Source organism: Pelagibacterium halotolerans B2 (genome assembly GCF_000230555.1).
GTDB classification, from domain to species: domain Bacteria; phylum Pseudomonadota; class Alphaproteobacteria; order Rhizobiales; family Devosiaceae; genus Pelagibacterium; species Pelagibacterium halotolerans.
Map to the genome: position 1 here is coordinate 373,819 of NC_016078.1, position 15,805 is coordinate 389,623.

The 15,805-nt window shown below is 60.1% G+C and carries 15 protein-coding genes; 8 read left to right on the forward strand and 7 right to left on the reverse strand.

Annotated features, from left to right (window positions below):
* Positions 1–19 precede the first annotated feature (19 nt).
* Entirely contained in the window at positions 20–1,825 is a 1,806-nt protein-coding gene (locus KKY_RS01830) for a hypothetical protein (RefSeq protein WP_014129574.1), read from the reverse strand.
* 228 nt (positions 1,826–2,053) lie between these two features.
* On the opposite strand from KKY_RS01830, the gene KKY_RS01835 reads away from it, so the two are divergent.
* Both KKY_RS01835 and KKY_RS01840 read left to right on the forward strand, forming a co-directional pair.
* A complete protein-coding gene (locus KKY_RS01835; protein WP_014129575.1) occupies positions 2,054–2,503 on the forward strand; it encodes a MerR family transcriptional regulator in 450 nt (149 codons plus the stop codon).
* A gap of 189 nt (positions 2,504–2,692) precedes the next feature.
* Complete coding sequence (locus KKY_RS01840; protein ID WP_014129576.1) at positions 2,693–3,355, forward strand: response regulator transcription factor; 663 nt, start codon at positions 2,693–2,695, stop codon at positions 3,353–3,355.
* Between the two features lie 57 nt (positions 3,356–3,412).
* Here KKY_RS01840 and KKY_RS01845 read toward each other — a convergent pair whose 3' ends face one another.
* Complete coding sequence (locus KKY_RS01845) at positions 3,413–3,838, reverse strand: VOC family protein (RefSeq protein ID WP_014129577.1); 426 nt, start codon at positions 3,836–3,838, stop codon at positions 3,413–3,415.
* Between the two features lie 71 nt (positions 3,839–3,909).
* Here KKY_RS01845 and KKY_RS01850 point away from each other — a divergent pair, with 71 nt between their 5' ends.
* Positions 3,910–4,506, forward strand: a complete 597-nt coding sequence (locus tag KKY_RS01850) for a TetR/AcrR family transcriptional regulator (protein ID WP_014129578.1) — start codon at positions 3,910–3,912, stop codon at positions 4,504–4,506.
* On the opposite strand, the gene KKY_RS01855 is transcribed toward KKY_RS01850, so the two are convergent.
* On the reverse strand, positions 4,503–6,116 hold the full coding sequence (locus tag KKY_RS01855) for an ATP-binding response regulator (RefSeq protein ID WP_014129579.1): 1,614 nt from the start codon (positions 6,114–6,116) through the stop codon (positions 4,503–4,505). The two genes, KKY_RS01850 and KKY_RS01855, sit on opposite strands and share 4 nt — an antisense overlap.
* 145 nt (positions 6,117–6,261) lie before the next feature.
* Between KKY_RS01855 and mscL the strand changes: the two genes are divergently transcribed.
* From mscL to KKY_RS19355, 3 genes are all read left to right on the forward strand, one after another.
* Positions 6,262–6,699 carry a large conductance mechanosensitive channel protein MscL gene (gene mscL, locus KKY_RS01860; RefSeq protein WP_014129580.1) on the forward strand — a complete coding sequence of 146 codons (438 nt, stop codon included), beginning with the start codon at positions 6,262–6,264 and terminating at the stop codon, positions 6,697–6,699.
* A gap of 444 nt (positions 6,700–7,143) precedes the next feature.
* Positions 7,144–7,779 carry a response regulator transcription factor gene (locus KKY_RS01865; RefSeq protein WP_014129581.1) on the forward strand — a complete coding sequence of 212 codons (636 nt, stop codon included), beginning with the start codon at positions 7,144–7,146 and terminating at the stop codon, positions 7,777–7,779.
* A 353-nt stretch (positions 7,780–8,132) separates the two neighbouring features.
* Positions 8,133–8,828 (forward strand): glyoxalase superfamily protein, encoded by a 696-nt coding sequence (locus KKY_RS19355; protein ID WP_139304949.1) that lies wholly within the window; start codon positions 8,133–8,135, stop codon positions 8,826–8,828.
* 147 nt (positions 8,829–8,975) lie between these two features.
* Here the strand turns inward: KKY_RS19355 and hemA are convergent, their stop codons facing one another.
* Positions 8,976–10,256, reverse strand: coding sequence for a 5-aminolevulinate synthase (gene hemA / locus KKY_RS01875; protein WP_014129583.1), 1,281 nt, complete (start codon positions 10,254–10,256; stop codon positions 8,976–8,978).
* A 423-nt stretch (positions 10,257–10,679) separates the two neighbouring features.
* On the opposite strand from hemA, the gene KKY_RS01880 reads away from it, so the two are divergent.
* Complete coding sequence (locus KKY_RS01880; RefSeq protein ID WP_014129584.1) at positions 10,680–11,342, forward strand: YiaD family glycine zipper/OmpA-like lipoprotein; 663 nt, start codon at positions 10,680–10,682, stop codon at positions 11,340–11,342.
* 70 nt (positions 11,343–11,412) lie between these two features.
* Here KKY_RS01880 and KKY_RS01885 read toward each other — a convergent pair whose 3' ends face one another.
* Positions 11,413–12,081, reverse strand: coding sequence for a L,D-transpeptidase (locus tag KKY_RS01885; protein ID WP_014129585.1), 669 nt, complete (start codon positions 12,079–12,081; stop codon positions 11,413–11,415).
* A 630-nt stretch (positions 12,082–12,711) separates the two neighbouring features.
* Between KKY_RS01885 and KKY_RS01895 the strand changes: the two genes are divergently transcribed.
* Positions 12,712–15,015 carry a Tex family protein gene (locus KKY_RS01895; RefSeq protein ID WP_014129587.1) on the forward strand — a complete coding sequence of 768 codons (2,304 nt, stop codon included), beginning with the start codon at positions 12,712–12,714 and terminating at the stop codon, positions 15,013–15,015.
* A gap of 3 nt (positions 15,016–15,018) precedes the next feature.
* Here the strand turns inward: KKY_RS01895 and KKY_RS01900 are convergent, their stop codons facing one another.
* Together KKY_RS01900 and KKY_RS01905 are read right to left on the reverse strand one after the other, a co-directional pair.
* Positions 15,019–15,342 carry a hypothetical protein gene (locus KKY_RS01900; protein WP_014129588.1) on the reverse strand — a complete coding sequence of 108 codons (324 nt, stop codon included), beginning with the start codon at positions 15,340–15,342 and terminating at the stop codon, positions 15,019–15,021.
* Between the two features lie 65 nt (positions 15,343–15,407).
* Positions 15,408–15,737, reverse strand: a complete 330-nt coding sequence (locus KKY_RS01905) for a hypothetical protein (RefSeq protein WP_014129589.1) — start codon at positions 15,735–15,737, stop codon at positions 15,408–15,410.
* Between the last annotated feature and the right edge of the window lie 68 nt (positions 15,738–15,805).

Here is a 15,805-nt window from a genome sequence, read left to right on the forward strand (position 1 = left end):
CGGGCAAGGGCGCGGCCGATCAGCGATTTCGGTTCTTCCTCCTGATCGAGCGCCGGCTGACGGGCCGAACGGCGGGGCGCCGAGGTTCGAAAGGACCGTCGCGTTCCGCCAGGCTCGACTTTGGCTTAGCCGGCCGATCAATCGCGGCCGGGTCGATGGCAAAGGCGGGCTCCGGTTCGCCAGCATCTTCAATTTCGGTCGGGACATCGTCGACTTCGACCGCACCCTGACCCAGGACGCGGCGCGCCGCACCAGTTGCCGGGTCGACCGGCATGGCGTCTTCGCGCTTGCGGCGTGGGTTTGAAGAAGGCGTTGCTGTCGCCTCGGCGGGCGCTGGATCCGCGACGGCGATATCGGCCGGTTTGCTGTTAAGCATGGCTTCGAGGCGGGCAATGCGATTGTCGACCTGCGCTATGGAATTGCGCACACCCGAAAGGTCACTTCCCGCCGAACTGCTGTCGCTGGTTTGCGCAAAAAGGGCTGCAAGGCGCTCTTCAAGCGCGGCGAGGTCGGCCTTTTCGATGCCGTCGGCATCGGCGGCTGTAGTACCAGGTGCCGACAAACCCTGGGCCTTTGCCGCGATCAATTCCGCGAGGGCCTCGAGATCGGGGCTGGCGGGTGTCTCGGTGGCTTCGATGCTGGCCAGCATCTTGAGCTGCTGGCTGGTCTCATCGACCCTCTTTGCGATCTGGCGCAGTTGAGACTCGATGGCATCTGTTGCTGGCGCCGCCACCGGTGCGGTCATTGTGTCCATGCGCTTTTCGATGTCCGCAAAGCGTGGCTCGATGGTCTGCGCAATCACATCGCGCAGCACAGAGACGCTTTCGGCAAGCATGGCCGCTTCGTCGCGCGAGGGGGCTTCGATGGTCGAGATGCGCGCGCTCAGGGCATCGATTTTGGCGAGGAGACTGGCTGGCTCGGCTGGCTTGCTGACCGCCTCGGTCAGCGCTGCCATGTCTCGGCTGAGCCGTTCGATATCGGCTGATGGTTGAGACTGGCTCGCTTCAAGGGAATCGATGCGGTCGTATATGGAACGCACGCTCTGCTCGATCGTCGCCATCGCCTGCACCTGGCGATCGTCAGCCAGTGCCGCCTGCTGGGCGCCGTGTTCGCTCGCCTGAAGCTGATGGGTGACGAGCTTTTCGATGGTCGCCGTCAGGTCTTCAATGCGGCGGGACGTGGCATCCTGGCCGGACTGGCGATCGGTGGCGATCATTTCGGCAAGATTGCCGATTTGCGCCTCGATACGCTTGATCTGGCCCGTTTCTCCCACGGCTCCGGCCAGAAGCTCTATGACTTCGCTCAGTTGGTCTATCTGTGCTGCAATGTTCGACTTCTCGCCCAGCGACTCAAGCCGTTGTCCGATCCGATCTTCAAATCCCGAGATCTTTTCTCCAATGGCATCGAGCGACCTGGCAAAGCCGGCAAGTTCCGATTGCGGAGCAGATGCCGGCGCCATGGGCGCGGCCGGCTGGGACTGAGGTTGGCGCGCCCCGGTCTGTCGTGCCCGGATCTGGTTGATGGCGTCCACCACGCCTTCGCGCATGACGGGACGGTCTTCCGGTGCCCGATCGGCAAGTCGTGTTACGGCCTGGCGCACGCTGCGCAGCGCTTCGGAATGGCGATCGGGCTGGTCGGGCGTTGCGCGCGATGGTGTGGGCGTTTGGGGCAGGGGGCGCGCGACCTGGCTTGTTGCAACCTGATCTTCGACCTGATCGAGCAAGGCAACCAGCTCGTTTCGCAGGCTTTCCCATTCGGCCCCATTGGACCGGCGAACGGCGGTTTGCGGCTCATCCCAGTCATGATGTGGATTCGTTCGCGCCATAGTGCTTCCCGACAGGCTCCCGACAGTGCGTCGACCGCACCGCTTCCGGCGATGGAATCGCCCAGGCTGACTTTCCGCGGTTTATGGTAAATATCGGGTTAACCCTGCTTGCATTTCGCATTGATCCGATTGGTATTTTTGAGCATGGATTGCGCCCGGTCGCTGTTCGTGATGATGTTTCTCCGATCTCCGTACAGATCAGCGACAAGTCAGTAGCAAGACAGTAAAATGAGTGGATCAACCCGCAAGGACCGCGCGACGCGCCAGAGCGAGGGACCTGCAATCTATACGATTGCCGAGCTCGCCGACGCATTCTCGATAACGCATCGGACCCTGCGCTTTTACGAAGACAAGGGCATGTTGCGCCCCCGCCGGGTGGGCAACAAGCGTCTCTATACCAATCGCGACCGTCTGCGGCTGCGCATCATCCTTGATGGCAAGCAAGTGGGCCTCACGCTGCGCGAGATTCAAGAATATCTCGACACCTACGATCTGCGCGATGGCTCATACGATCACCTGCGCCGCGCTCTCGACAAGGTTCACCACCAGCGCCATCTGCTTCAGCAACGGCGTTCAGCGATCGAAAAGTCGCTGGCGGAACTGGCGCGGGTCGAACAGATCATCGAGGGCATGCTGGCTGAACCCCAGGACCCCGATGGGCGGGGCGACATCATATGAGCGCGCGCGGAGGCATATCTTCCAAGCTTGAAAACCGGCCGGAGACTTGTCTGAAGCGTTCAATTGACGCCAAAAACCCACAAACGCTTGATTCGTGGCCCGATCTTCGCATTATCTCCATTGTGTTTACTCTTGGGGTCTAGAAAGATTCCAATCCCCGTTCCTGCCCCGGCGAGGTCCCGCGCCCCAATGAACCACCGCATCATCATCGTTGACGACCATCCCCTCTTCCGGGCCGCACTGCGTCAGACGCTCGAAGGCCGGGATGGCGGCATGGTGTTTGAGGAGGCTGGGGATATCGAAGGGCTAAGTGCAGCCCTTGAGGCAAATCGTGATTGCGACCTTGTGCTGCTCGACCTCAACATGCCCGGCGTGCGGGGTTTTTCGGGCCTCCTGCTTTTGCGCGCGCAGTTTCCTGAAGTCCCGGTGATGATCGTTTCGGCTGTTGAAGACACGGCCGTCATCCGCCGGTGCTTTGATCTGGGCGCATCGGGGTTCTTGTCCAAGTCCGAAACCGCCGCCCGTATTCGGGAGTCCATTGACACCATATTGGCCGGTGGCCTGTGGGTGCCCGACGGCGTTTCGCTCGATGGGCACGACGAGCAGACTGAAGTGCTGGGAAGGCTCGCAACGCTCACCCCACAGCAGATCCGTGTCCTCATGATGCTTTCGGACGGACTGATGAACAAGCAGATCGCCTACGAGCTTTCCATATCGGAAGCCACCGTGAAGGCACACGTCTCGGCCATCTTGCAAAAACTCAACGTTGATAGCCGCACCCAGGCGGTGATTGCCGCCGCCAAGATCGAGCAGGGCCAGTTTGCCCAACTCGTCGAGGATCAACAGGCCTGAGCCGCCTCCAACCAAACGATGCGGCTCCACCCTTGTCCATGGCGTTGAACGGCTCGGCTATTGGGGCAGCGCCTCTTGAGCATATTGAGCCGCAAACTCGGCGCTGGGCGGAATCGGCTTTATGATATCGATCATGACGCCATTGGGGTCGGTGACGATAAAATGGCGTTGTCCGAAATCTTCGTCGCGGAGATCGAGAACGACGGTGGCACCCGCTGCGTTCAGGCGCTCATACTGCGCATCGACATCTTCGACTTCAAAACTGAGCAGCAAGCCGCCGGTCCGGCCGCGATGGGCTTCCGGAATCGTATCGTGCGACTTATCAAGCAGCGCGAAGTTGATTGCCGGATTGGCGTTTGACTGCAGGTGGACGTACCAATCGCTGTCGAACAGGGCGCGGAAATCGAAATTTTCGATGTAAAAGGCTGCGGATGAGGGCACGTTCTCTGTCATGACGACGGGATAGAAGCTGGTCGGACGCATAGGGCTTTCCTTTCAGTTTAAATAAACATACTGTCTGTATGTGAATGTCAATTAACATGCAGGCAGTATGTATGCAAGAAGGAACACAACGCCGTTCGAACAGGGACCGGTCGGAGGCCACCCGGGCCGCGCTCATTGCGGCGGGCAGGGTGCTTTTTGTCGAGCGGCCATATGGCGAAATCGGCACACCGGAAATTGTAGGTAAAGCCGGGGTGACGCGGGGCGCGCTCTACCACCATTTTGCAGACAAGCAGGCATTGTTCGCCGCCGTGGTAGATGCCGAATCCGCAGCGGTAGCGGTTGAGATCGAACAATCCTCACCGCAGGGCACCGATCCGGTGGAGGCCCTGCTGGCTGGAGGGCGCGCCTATCTCGATGCCATGGCCATGCCCGGCCGCACCCGCCTGCTACTGCTCGATGCGCCGGCTGTGCTTGGGCATGCAGAGGCCGGGGCCATCGATATGCGTCACAGCGCCCGTACACTTCATGACGGATTGGGCATGGCTATTGCAGCCGGCGTCATGCCGCCTCTGCCGCTCGGCCCGCTCACTCAGGTCATATCGTCGGCCTTTGACAGGGCAGCGTTGGCGATTGAAGCGGGGGCAAGCCGCACCGAGTGGGAAAATGTTCTCGAATCGCTTTTGTCCGGGCTCGCTGGCGGGCGCTAAAGCTGCTTGCTCATTTGCGAGAGCAGGGCGCGCAGGGCGGCGGGTTTGACCGGCTTGTTGAGGACGGGCGTACCGCGCGTTTCGGCCAATTGCCTGACCGCGGGCGTCTGATCGGCAGTTACCAGCACCGTGGGCAAATGGCCACCCACGATCTGCTTGAGCCATTCGATTGCGTCGAGCCCTGAGGTCTGGTCGAGATGGTAGTCCATAAGAACCAGATCAGGCACCCAGCCTTCGAGCATGCCCAGTTGCGCGATCTCTTTCAGAGACGTCGCCGTGCGGACGTCACATCCCCAATTTTCCAGCAGGCCCGACATCGCGTCGAGGATCGAGCGCTCATTGTCCACACACAGGACATGCAGCCCTTCCAGTTGAGTGTCTGTCCGCGCCGGAACCGCATCGACCGGTTCTGCCAGACGTGGTGCCATGGCGACGAGCGGGACCGAAATGGAAAACCGTGAGCCTTTGCCCACTGTGCTGTCGATCTCCATGGGGTGATCGAGGGCGGCGAGAATGCGCTGGACGATGGAAAGGCCCAATCCCAATCCGGGCGCGATGCGCGCACCCTGTTCCAGCCGTGAAAATTCGGTGAAGATCATCTGGTGTTGGTGCCGGTCGATGCCGATGCCCGTATCGATTACATCGAGACGGACGCTGTCGCCGCGTCGGCGGCACCCAACAAGCACACGGCCACCGGGACGTGTGTATTTGATGGCGTTCGACACCAGGTTTTGAATGACCCGAGCCAGCAACATGCGATCCGAGCGCACAGTGAAGGAGGCGCCGACAACGCGAAGTTCGATACTTTTCTCGCTTGCCAGCGGCTGGAATTCGATCTCGATCTTTTTGAGGAGATCGAGAATATCGATGTTGGTCCGCGTGACCTTGAGTGCTCCCGAATCCATGCGCGATATGTCGAGAAGGGTCGACATGATGTCCTCGACCGCGTTGAGCGACGCATCGATCGATGATGCCAGCTCGGCCATGGCCGTGCCACGGGTGCGCTCGAAAAGCGTCGAGGTGTAAAGTCGTGCTGCATTGAGCGGCTGCAGAAGATCGTGGCTGGCGGCGGCGAGAAACCGCGTTTTCTCGTGATTGGCCGCATCGGCCTTGGCGCGAGCCTTTTCGAGTTCGGCATTGAGAAGGGTCAGGGCTCGCGTGCGGTCGTTGACCCGTTCTTCAAGCGTGTGATTGACCTGCTCGAGCGCTGTTTCCGCGCGCGCCCGATCGGTTACGTCGGAGAATGAAATGAGCAACCCGCCACCGGGCAGTCGGGCTGTGTGAATTTCCAACTGATGGCCCGAAATATTGGTGCGCTGGGTCAGCGTCGTGGGTTCGGCCGTTATCAGGCGGCGCCGCTGATCGGCGACCACCTGTGGGGTCCCCGGGCCAAGGTCACCCCGACGCGCCATGAACAACAATATGTCATCGAGCGGTGTTCCCGGAAGCGCCAGCGACTGCGGTAGTCCCATGCCGACACGATACTGGGTGTTTGCGGTTGCCAGAACAAGGTCGGAATCGAATACGGCCAGACCATAGGGCAGGTGGTCGATGGCACCGGTCAAACCGGCCTCGAATGCAAGCTGTTCTGGAATCGCGCTGTCGGACATTGCGGTGCTCCTAACCCCGCCTCTCGATCTTGTCGTGGCCCTCCCGAGGCGGAAATGTCAAGTCATCCCAATGGACAGCGGCCGGGAATCGAGGCTAGCTTTTCGGGGCCGCGAGGGAGCGGAGGCAAAGACAGGAGACATAGCGATGTCATTCGTCAAAGAATTCAAGGAATTTGCCGTCAAGGGCAACATGGTCGATATGGCCGTGGGTATAGTCATCGGTGGGGCCTTCGGCACGATCGTGTCTTCGTTGGTCGACGACATATTCATGCCTGTCATCGGTCTGGTGCTGGGCGGGGTGGATTTTTCCAATCTGTTCGTGGTGCTCTCCAATCCCCAGGGCGTTGCAGTGCCCTCACTGACGGCCGCGCAGGCTGCAGGTGTGGCGACCCTCAATATCGGCTTGTTCATCAATGCTGTGGTGAAATTCACCATCGTCGCCTTTGCGCTCTTCATGCTGGTCAAGGGCATCAACATGTTGCGGCGTGAAAAGGTCGAGGAGGCCCCTGCCGAACCCGCACCCCCTCCGCGTGAAGAAGTTCTGCTTGCCGAAATTCGGGACATTCTCAAAGCCAAGGGTTAGATGCCCAGCCAAGACCTTGAGCAAATGCGGACAAAAGGCTCGCTCGCTGAAGCGAGCCTTTTCTTAGCTTAAGTTAATGCCGAGCCCTCAATCTACGTATTTTATCCTATTGCGCGAACAGAGATAAGATTATAGTCCTATTTCTACGTAGTCAGTGATAGGGAAGAGTCCGAACGGCAGAAACCGCTCCCTATAGCAAACTTCGTGCGCGATTCATCTTAGGAATCGCCAGGCCGATCTGAACGCAAGGCATCGCCAGCGATGTGCAACTGTTCCCGGGCGCACGCCCGGAAGCAGCAGGGTGCTGCATGCCGGAATTCGGGCGGCGGACTTAAAAGCGGGGCGCCGGCTTAGGCCGGTGGGATTTGCCTTTGACGCTCAATCGGAGAGGGGGCTCGCCGTGCCGGTTCTGCACGACGCATCCCGAAAGAACTGGAGAAAGCAATGAATTCGGAAATTTCCTATCGGCCATTTCTCAATCGCGACCGATTGGTCCACATCGTCGACAGCGATCAGCCTACATGCGACGGGCTTGATGTGCTGTTTCGGCTCGAAGGGTTCCAGACGGCCATTTCGCGCAACAGCGACGATTTCATCGCCCGCTTCGGCCAGCGGCGGCCCGATGTGGTAATCCTCAATTTCGATCTCGAAGGTGAGGATATGCTGCCCGCGCTAAGGCGCATCAAGGATATGCGGTCCGGCATTCCGGTGTTCATGCTGGCGGATCGCCCGCTTGTCGATGGAACTGTCGAGGCCATGCGCTCGGGAGCGAGCGACGTCTTTGTTAAGCCGGTGGATTCCGAGCGGTTCGTACGCGCCGTGCGGGAAACCTTAAGGCGGGACGTTCATGTCAAGCCCTCCCACGACGGCCAGCGCGAGGTCGAAATTCGGGGTTTTGCGCAACTGACGCCGCGTGAGCGCGAGGTCCTGCAACTGGTCACCAACGGACAATCCAACAAGGAGGCAGGCCGCGAACTGGGGATTTCTCCACGTACAATCGAGGTGCATCGAGCACGGGTCATGGAAAAGCTCGGCGCTCGCAATACCGCTGACCTGATCCGGATCGTCTTGACGAGCTAGAGTTCAAATTGGGTCCATTATCGCCCAGCGATGGCGCGCCGAATCCGGTGCGCCGGTCTGGGGAAGACGGTAGGTCAAAGGCGAACATAAAGTGCGATTTTCGTGAGAAATGGTGCGTCGTCTGGTTTTTGCAAATCACCGACCGATTTCGACAGCACCGTTCAGCCCGCTGTCTGAACGGTTGACAACGCCAAGCCACTGGTGCCAGATTTTGATAGGCTCGTGCAGCCTGCCGCTCGCACCCTCAAAGGGTTGGTGAATGTACGCAATAGAACCCGTGGTTTGACCTTGGTGGGCAAGCTGTCGGTAATGCGAGCGCTGACAAATGATCGTGCCCCAGCAAGGATCGGATCATGTTGGATTTCCCAGCACCCAAAACCATGGCCAAATTGCTGCGCAGCGCTTTGGCCGAACACGGCCACGAGCTTTCTCATGGCCAATGCCTTGAACTCGTGGCACGCCAATTGGGCTATGCCGACTGGAATGTGCTTGCGGCGCGCATGGAGCCACCGCGAACGGATAAAGATCTCTTCATACCCGAGGGGTGGTTTCCCGGGTCTGTGGATTCGGAGAATTTTTTTCGGCTTGGCGTCGACCCAGATGTTCCCGGTGTGGTGAGGATCGAAGCACGCGCTGGTGTCAGAATCCCCGGCAATACATTCGCGACGTTAATGCAATCCATTTCTGCACGAGCCTACCGAAGCAAACGGCTGCGGTTCACTGCCGAATTGAAATCACGCAATGCCGGTTCGGGGGCAATATGGATGCGCATCGATCCGGGCGGTGGCGGGCGTCATCTCCGGTTTGATAACATGATGAAGCGCTCCGGTGATGGTGCCCTGAAAGGAGATGCAGATTGGACCGAGCGTAGCATAGTGCTCGACGTGCCCTACACTGCGGCCAGCATCCATTTCGGCTGCCTGCTGCACGAAAAAGGAGCTGTCTGGGCGCGAAATTTCCACTTTGAAACCGTCGACGACGATGTCCCCATATCGCAAGATGGCCCGTTTCCGCCCCGCCCGACCAATCTGGGCTTCGATATTAACTGATGGGTTCGCAATCCATCCGGCGTCCTCTGGGTCCGACCAATTTCGGTTTCAATCCGCGTTAGCAACAAAAAACGGGGCGTGCCTGAACACGCCCCGTCCGTCTCGAAATAGCGTTCGCGGACCAGTGCCCACAAGCGTCGGCTATACCTATCCGCCAACTGTCGGCAGCGTCAGGTCACCCGCCACGAGCTTGTTTTCCATCAGCTTGGACATGTCGAAATCGCGCTGCAATTCCAGCGCCTGCCACACCGAGATCAGCGCATCGCAGAGTTCGGCGATCATGTCGTCGGTGTGATAGGGCGTTGGCGTGATGCGAAGCCTTTCGGTCCCCTTGGGGACAGTGGGATAGTTGATGGGCTGGATATAGATATTGTGCCGGTCCATCAGCATGTCGCTGGCCGCCTTGCACAGGCGCGCGTCACCAACGATCAGTGGGACGATATGTGTGTCGGTCGGCAGGACGGGCAACCCGGCTTCGGCCAGGACGCGCTTTACCCGACCGGCCTGGCGCTGCTGACCCTCGCGTTCGACATTCGAGACCTTGAGATGCTCGATCGAGGTACGGGCAGCCGCGCAAAGCGCCGGCGGCAGGGCAGTGGTGAAGATGAATTCGGGTGCGTAGGAGCGGACCGCGTCGACAATAGCCTTGTTGGCGGTGATGTACCCGCCCATGACGCCGAACCCCTTGGCGAGCGTTCCTTCGATAATATCGATACGATCCATCAGGTCCTCGCGCTCGCAGATGCCGCCGCCGCGCGGGCCATACATGCCAACCGCATGAACCTCGTCGATATAGGTCATGGCGTTGAACTCTTCGGCCAGATCGGCAATCGCTTCGATGGGCGCGATATCGCCATCCATGGAATATACGGATTCGAAAACGATCAGCTTGGGGCGCTGCTTGCCGGCTGTGGCGAGCAGGTCGCGCAGATGGTCCAGATCATTGTGTCGGAAAATCTTCTTTTCCATGCCCGATTGCCGCACACCCTGAATCATCGAGGCATGATTGAGTTGATCGGACAGGATCAGGCAGTCGGGGATCAGCCGCGCGACGGTTGAAATCGTCGCCTCGTTGGAGACGAATCCCGAGGTGAAAACCAGCGCGGCTTCCTTGCGGTGCAGATCGGCGAGCGAGCGCTCGAGCTCGACCAGTGGCCGGTTCGTGCCCGAGATGTTGCGCGTGCCGCCGGCGCCGGCGCCGAGCTTGCCGGCTGTTTCCTGCATTGCGCCGATCACCGCGGGGTGCTGGCCCATTCCGAGATAGTCATTGGAACACCAGATGGTGATTTCGCGGGCATTGTCTGCGCTGTCGCGGAAGACGGCGCGGGGGAAATGCCCGGCAATGCGTTCGATGTCGGCAAAGACGCGATAGCGTTTTTCAACCCGAAGTGCGTCGATCGCATCTTCGAAGATGCCGCGATAGTCCATGAGGCCTACTCCACTGGCGTCACCGGACCTGGTGCGGCGGCGCTCTTATACGTACAATCCGGCGCGCCTTGATACGGCGCGTCTTCTCTTTCATGCCCTGCCGGAACGGAGGGCAACATGATCTTTATCAAATCGTCGGGCAGGATGTCATTGGCGAATCACACCGCTACCACCGTACAATATACGCCGATTGGACAGGATCGCTGCACTATAGCCCTAATTGTGACGGGGTGACGATCCCGTATGGCGCGACCCAATGACGCGAGTTCCCGCTGACGGATGACAAATTCCCTGCAATCATCGAACTGACAAAACGCCCAAATCAGGGTAAAACCACGACATTTGGAAACCGGCCACAATCACGTTCCTGCCGCAATTGGCCAGCAATGATCGCGGCGACAATCACAAAGCGGTGAGCTTACCATGAAAAAACAGGCAGTTGCCCTTACAGCCGTAGCAGCGCTTTTGCTCGCCGGTTGTTCCACCAATCCCTATACTGGTGAATCCCAGCTTTCCAACACCGCAGGCGGTGCCCTGGTGGGTGCCGGCGGCGGCGCCATCGGTGGTGCGCTGATCGGTTCGGCGATGGGCGACGCCCGGGTCGGCGCGCTGATCGGCGCCGGCGTTGGCGCTCTGGCCGGCGGTGCCATCGGCAATTATATGGACCAGCAGGAAGCTCAGCTTCGCGCCCAGCTTCAGGGCACGGGCGTTTCGGTGACGCGTGTGGGTGACAACATCATCCTCAACATGCCATCCAACATTACATTCGGCGTCAACCAGTCCGATATCCAGCCCGCCTTCCAGAACACGCTGCGCTCGGTGGCCCTCGTGCTCCAGGAATACAACCAGACCCTGGTTGATATCATCGGCTATACCGACTCTACCGGATCGGCGAGCTACAATCTGACCCTCTCCCAGCAGCGCGCAACTTCGGTGCAGCGCACGCTCGCCCAGTTCGGGGTCGACCCGCGCCGCTTCTTTGTCGAAGGCCGCGGCATGGCCAATCCCATCGCCGACAACTCGACCGAAGCCGGCCGCGCGCAGAACCGCCGTGTCGAAATTCGCATCGTGCCCATCCGCAACTAACCGTAACGGCACTTCAAATAAGAAAGGGCGCTCCGTTTCTCAGGGGCGCCCTTTTTCGTATGATCAAGCTCTAAAGAACGACGATCGTCGAGCCGAACCGCACAGCGTCGGCGAGATGGATGACGTCCTGATGCAGCAGCCGCACGCATCCTGAGGACACGGCCTGCCCGATGGTCCAGGTCTCGCCGGTGCCATGGATGCGGTAGATCGTGTCGCGATTGCCCTCATGGATATAGAGCGCGCGTGCGCCCAGCGGATTGTCGAGTCCCGGCGGCTGGCCATTGCGCCATTTTTCGAGTTCCGGTTGGCGATCCACCATTTCCGATGGCGGTGTCCAGATCGGCCATTCGCGCGAATAGGCAATGTGCCCGCGGCCCGACCATTCAAATCCGGCCCGGCCCAGGCCTGCACCATAGCGCATGGCGGTGCCGCCGTCTTCGACGTGATAGAGATAGAAATTCGGCGTATCGACAATAACCGTCCCGACCTTTTCGGTGGTCGGGTATGGAACACGCTGGCGGTAATATTTCTGGTCGAGATAACGCAAATCGACGGCAGGAACGGGAAATTGTTCCTGGGGCCGCGCGGCATACATTGTTACGACCTCGGGCGAGATCGGCGGAGGAAGCTGGATTTGTGTTGTGGGCCGGGTGGTCGTTGCACAGCCGGCGGCGGTCAATGCCATAAGGCTTGAAGCGCCGGCCATGAAGCCGCGCCGCGTCAGGGTCAGTTCGGACATGTCAAAATCTCACGGTTTGGCGGCGCGAGGCGCTCGCCAGTCAAATCAGAGCGGAACGTGGTAGGATCTCAGGCGCGGGGCGGTGGAATATCGAGCAACGGAGGAGGTCCGTCATCCACAACAATATCCCTGGGGGTGGGCCAGCATGCCTGTGTATCGGGTTTTGGCGGCTGTTCGACGCGAGCGAGATGAGCGTGAACCTGACAACCTGGGACCAGGATGCCCAAGCCCATCTGCTTCCAGCAACGGCCGAGCTTTTCGGGCGCTTCGCTCCCGAAAGCAACCTTGGCGGACGCCTCGAGACAAAAGGAGTCCACGTCAGCCGGCAACGTCTCGGGCGCTCGCGCCGAGGCGAACGAGGCCGAAACCAGCAAGAGCCCGAAGGCGAGCATCAAAATGGGCAGGTAGCGCGTCATGGCCAATGGGTTACCGCATCAATAGTGGCGCGAAAAAGGCGCTCACCGGTCACGGAGCAGTGATGGACAGCCGCACGTGCAGCGGTGTTGCCCGGCGGTCACAAAATCGGTCGTGGCCGTCGCAGCTCAGCCTGTGGACGGGACGATTGAAGCTTTGCGCCCGCCACAATCGCCGCCTAATGTCCGGCCACCGATTGACCAGTCCCGGATTCCCATGACCGACATCGCAAAAGCCATCGCCGGACTTATCGCAACCGAAATTGCAGCCCGCCCCGAACAGGTGAGGGCGGCCGTTGACCTGCTTGATAGCGGCGCCACCGTTCCCTTTGTTGCGCGTTACCGCAAGGAAGTCACCGGCGGGCTCGATGATGCGCAGTTGCGCACGCTGGAAACGCGGCTCGGTTATCTGCGTGAGCTGGAAGCGCGCCGGGCGGCGATCCTTCAGTCCGTCGATTCACAGGGCAAACTCACCAGCGAGCTGGCAGCCCAGATTGCCCGGGTCATGACCAAATCCGAGCTTGAGGATATCTACCTTCCCTACAAGCCCAAACGGCGCACCAAGGCGGAGATAGCGCGCGAGCGCGGCCTGGAGCCGCTGGCTGATGCTCTGTTCGAAGACCGTACGCTCGCCCCGCCGGTCGAGGCCGAAAAATACCTCTCGGACGATGTGCCCGATGCCAGAACGGCACTCGAAGGCGCCCGCGATATTCTCGCCGAACGCTTTGCCGAGAATGCCGAGCTGATAGGCCGGCTACGCGATTATATGGAACGCAAGGCCGTGCTGCGGGCCAGGGTCATCGATGGAAAGCAAGAGCAGGGCGCCAAATTTTCCGACTATTTCGATCACGCCGAAGCCTGGTCCAAAGTCCCCAGTCACAGGGCCCTGGCCATGCTGCGCGGGCGCAACGAAGAAGTGCTGGCCGTCGATCTCGAACTCGATGCGGATACCGAAGGAAAATACAGGCCGGCTGAAACCATGGTTGCCGCCCATTTCGGCATCCGCGCCGATGGCGGACCGGTCGATCAGTGGCTGATGGATGTTGCGCGCTGGAGCTGGCGGGTCAAACTCTGGTTGCACCTGTCGGTCGACCTGATGGGGCGTTTGCGCGAACGAGCCGAGGACGAGGCCATCTCGGTTTTTGCGCGAAATCTCAAGGACCTTCTGTTGGCCGCACCCGCGGGTAATCGTGCCACCATGGGGCTGGATCCCGGTATTCGCACCGGGGTCAAGGTGGCCGTGGTCGATGCCACCGGCAAGGTCCTCGATACCGCGACCATCTATCCGTTCCAGCCCCGCAACGATGTGCAGGGCAGCTTCGCCGCACTCATGGCCCTGATTGCCCGGCACAAGGTCGACCTGATCGCCATCGGCAACGGCACCGCCAGCCGAGAGACGGAGCGGCTGGTCACAGACATGCTGTCGATGATCCCGGCGCCCAAGCCCATGAAAGTTGTGGTCAGCGAAGCGGGCGCCTCGGTCTATTCGGCCTCAGAGACGGCCTCGAATGAGCTGCCCGGGCTCGACGTCTCGCTGCGCGGCGCCGTCTCCATTGCCCGCCGCCTGCAGGATCCATTGGCCGAACTGGTCAAGATCGAACCCAAATCGATCGGCGTGGGTCAATATCAGCACGATGTCGATCAATACCGGCTCGCCAGGGCGCTGGATGCCGTGGTGGAAGATGCGGTGAATGCAGTGGGCGTCGACCTTAACACCGCATCGGCGCCACTGTTGGCACGAGTGTCCGGGCTCGGCTCATCCCTTGCTGAAGCCATCGTTGCCCATCGCGATGCCAACGGAGCGTTTTCAGCGCGCAAGCAATTGCTGTCGGTCGCTCGCCTCGGCCCCAAGGCCTTCGAGCAGGCAGCAGGGTTTTTGCGCATTCGCGATGGGTCCGAACCGCTCGATGCGTCTTCGGTCCACCCGGAAGCCTATGGTGTAGCCCGAAAGATCGTTGCGGCTTGTGGTCGTGATATCCGCCAATTGATGGGCGACAGTACAGTGCTCAAAAAACTCGATCCACACAGCTTTGTCGACGACACATTCGGGCTGCCCACCGTGCGCGATATTCTTGCCGAACTCGAAAAACCCGGCCGTGACCCGCGCCCCGAATTCAAGACAGCGACTTTTGCCGAGGGCATCGAAGAAATATCCGATCTCAGACCGGGCATGATGCTCGAAGGGACAGTGACCAACGTTGCCGCCTTCGGCGCCTTTGTTGATATCGGCGTGCATCAGGACGGCCTCGTCCACGTATCCCAACTCGCCGACCGCTTCATCAAGGATGCTCACGAGGTCGTCAAGGCTGGCGATGTGGTAAAGGTCAAAGTGCTCGAAGTCGACGCAAAGCGAAAGCGGATCAGCCTCTCCATGCGCCGCGATGCGGCCCCCGACCGCAATGCCGAGTCACGTCGGCCGGAGCGCAATGCGCCACGACCGAAAAAAAACGCTCAACCCTCGTCACCATCACAAGGCGCCCTCGGCGCAGCATTGAGCGAGGCGCTGCGCCGGGACAAATAGGCCTCAGCGGTGATCCTGTGCGATGTGCAGGAGATAGCCCAGCCCGAATCCTACCGCCGCCGCCACGACAAGAACGGCGCCGGCGCTGGCCGGTGCTTTGTGCGCAGCACGCGAGAGGACATCGATATCCTTTCGCGCCTGCTTGGTTGCGCGCCGGGCATTCTTGCGCGCGCCATGGATGAAGTCGCCGGCCTCATCGGCAAGATCGTCGAAATCCAGCCCATGCTCGGCAAGGCTCTTGGAAATAGAGTCGAGCTGGCGCCGCAATTCGCGGATTTGGGATTTGACGGGCTTTTCAAGACCATTGGTCAAGCTGAAATCAGCCATAGCGGTTCTCCATACTGGGGTGTGGAGACTCAAACGATCAGGATCGGCTCCCGGTTCCGTAGCGCCTATTGCGCAGGACCGTTCTCATCGAGGTAGCTTTGATAGGCACCCCGGCACATGAGTTCGGCCAATTCGCCGGCCGGACCGGAAAATGCGCTGGATGTGCGCTTGCACACTCCTTCATGATCTTCATGAATCAGCGGGTCGATCAGGCCGAAATAGCAGGTGATCTTGAAGCGCTCCTTGAAGCTATCGCTGATTTCAGGCCGGATCGCGCTCTCGATATAAGCGTCGCACCGATTGATCGCCTCTATGTTGGAGAACCCCTGTGACAGCGCAGGGCTGGCGAAAGCCGACCCCAAAACACCAATCACCATGGCAACCGGAACGCGCATCACCAAAATCCTGACCACAACATTGGGGCCACTCAACTGTAAATCGCGGCCCGCCTCAATATCCCTCT

What these genes read in the sequence shown, in the direction of transcription:
- KKY_RS01845 (WP_014129577.1), bottom strand. Translation starts at nt 3,838, where the DNA reads ATGCGTCCGACCAGCTTCTATCCCGTCGTCATGACAGAGAACGTGCCC.
- hemA (WP_014129583.1), bottom strand. Translation starts at nt 10,256, where the DNA reads ATGGACTATCGCGGCATCTTCGAAGATGCGATCGACGCACTTCGGGTT.
- KKY_RS01830 (WP_014129574.1), bottom strand. Translation starts at nt 1,825, where the DNA reads ATGGCGCGAACGAATCCACATCATGACTGGGATGAGCCGCAAACCGCC.
- KKY_RS01900 (WP_014129588.1), bottom strand. Translation starts at nt 15,342, where the DNA reads ATGGCTGATTTCAGCTTGACCAATGGTCTTGAAAAGCCCGTCAAATCC.
- KKY_RS01855 (WP_014129579.1), bottom strand. Translation starts at nt 6,116, where the DNA reads ATGTCCGACAGCGCGATTCCAGAACAGCTTGCATTCGAGGCCGGTTTG.
- KKY_RS01840 (WP_014129576.1), top strand. Translation starts at nt 2,693, where the DNA reads ATGAACCACCGCATCATCATCGTTGACGACCATCCCCTCTTCCGGGCC.
- KKY_RS19355 (WP_139304949.1), top strand. Translation starts at nt 8,133, where the DNA reads ATGTTGGATTTCCCAGCACCCAAAACCATGGCCAAATTGCTGCGCAGC.
- mscL (WP_014129580.1), top strand. Translation starts at nt 6,262, where the DNA reads ATGTCATTCGTCAAAGAATTCAAGGAATTTGCCGTCAAGGGCAACATG.
- KKY_RS01835 (WP_014129575.1), top strand. Translation starts at nt 2,054, where the DNA reads ATGAGTGGATCAACCCGCAAGGACCGCGCGACGCGCCAGAGCGAGGGA.
- KKY_RS01895 (WP_014129587.1), top strand. Translation starts at nt 12,712, where the DNA reads ATGACCGACATCGCAAAAGCCATCGCCGGACTTATCGCAACCGAAATT.
- KKY_RS01905 (WP_014129589.1), bottom strand. Translation starts at nt 15,737, where the DNA reads ATGCGCGTTCCGGTTGCCATGGTGATTGGTGTTTTGGGGTCGGCTTTC.
- KKY_RS01885 (WP_014129585.1), bottom strand. Translation starts at nt 12,081, where the DNA reads ATGTCCGAACTGACCCTGACGCGGCGCGGCTTCATGGCCGGCGCTTCA.
- KKY_RS01850 (WP_014129578.1), top strand. Translation starts at nt 3,910, where the DNA reads ATGCAAGAAGGAACACAACGCCGTTCGAACAGGGACCGGTCGGAGGCC.
- KKY_RS01865 (WP_014129581.1), top strand. Translation starts at nt 7,144, where the DNA reads ATGAATTCGGAAATTTCCTATCGGCCATTTCTCAATCGCGACCGATTG.
- KKY_RS01880 (WP_014129584.1), top strand. Translation starts at nt 10,680, where the DNA reads ATGAAAAAACAGGCAGTTGCCCTTACAGCCGTAGCAGCGCTTTTGCTC.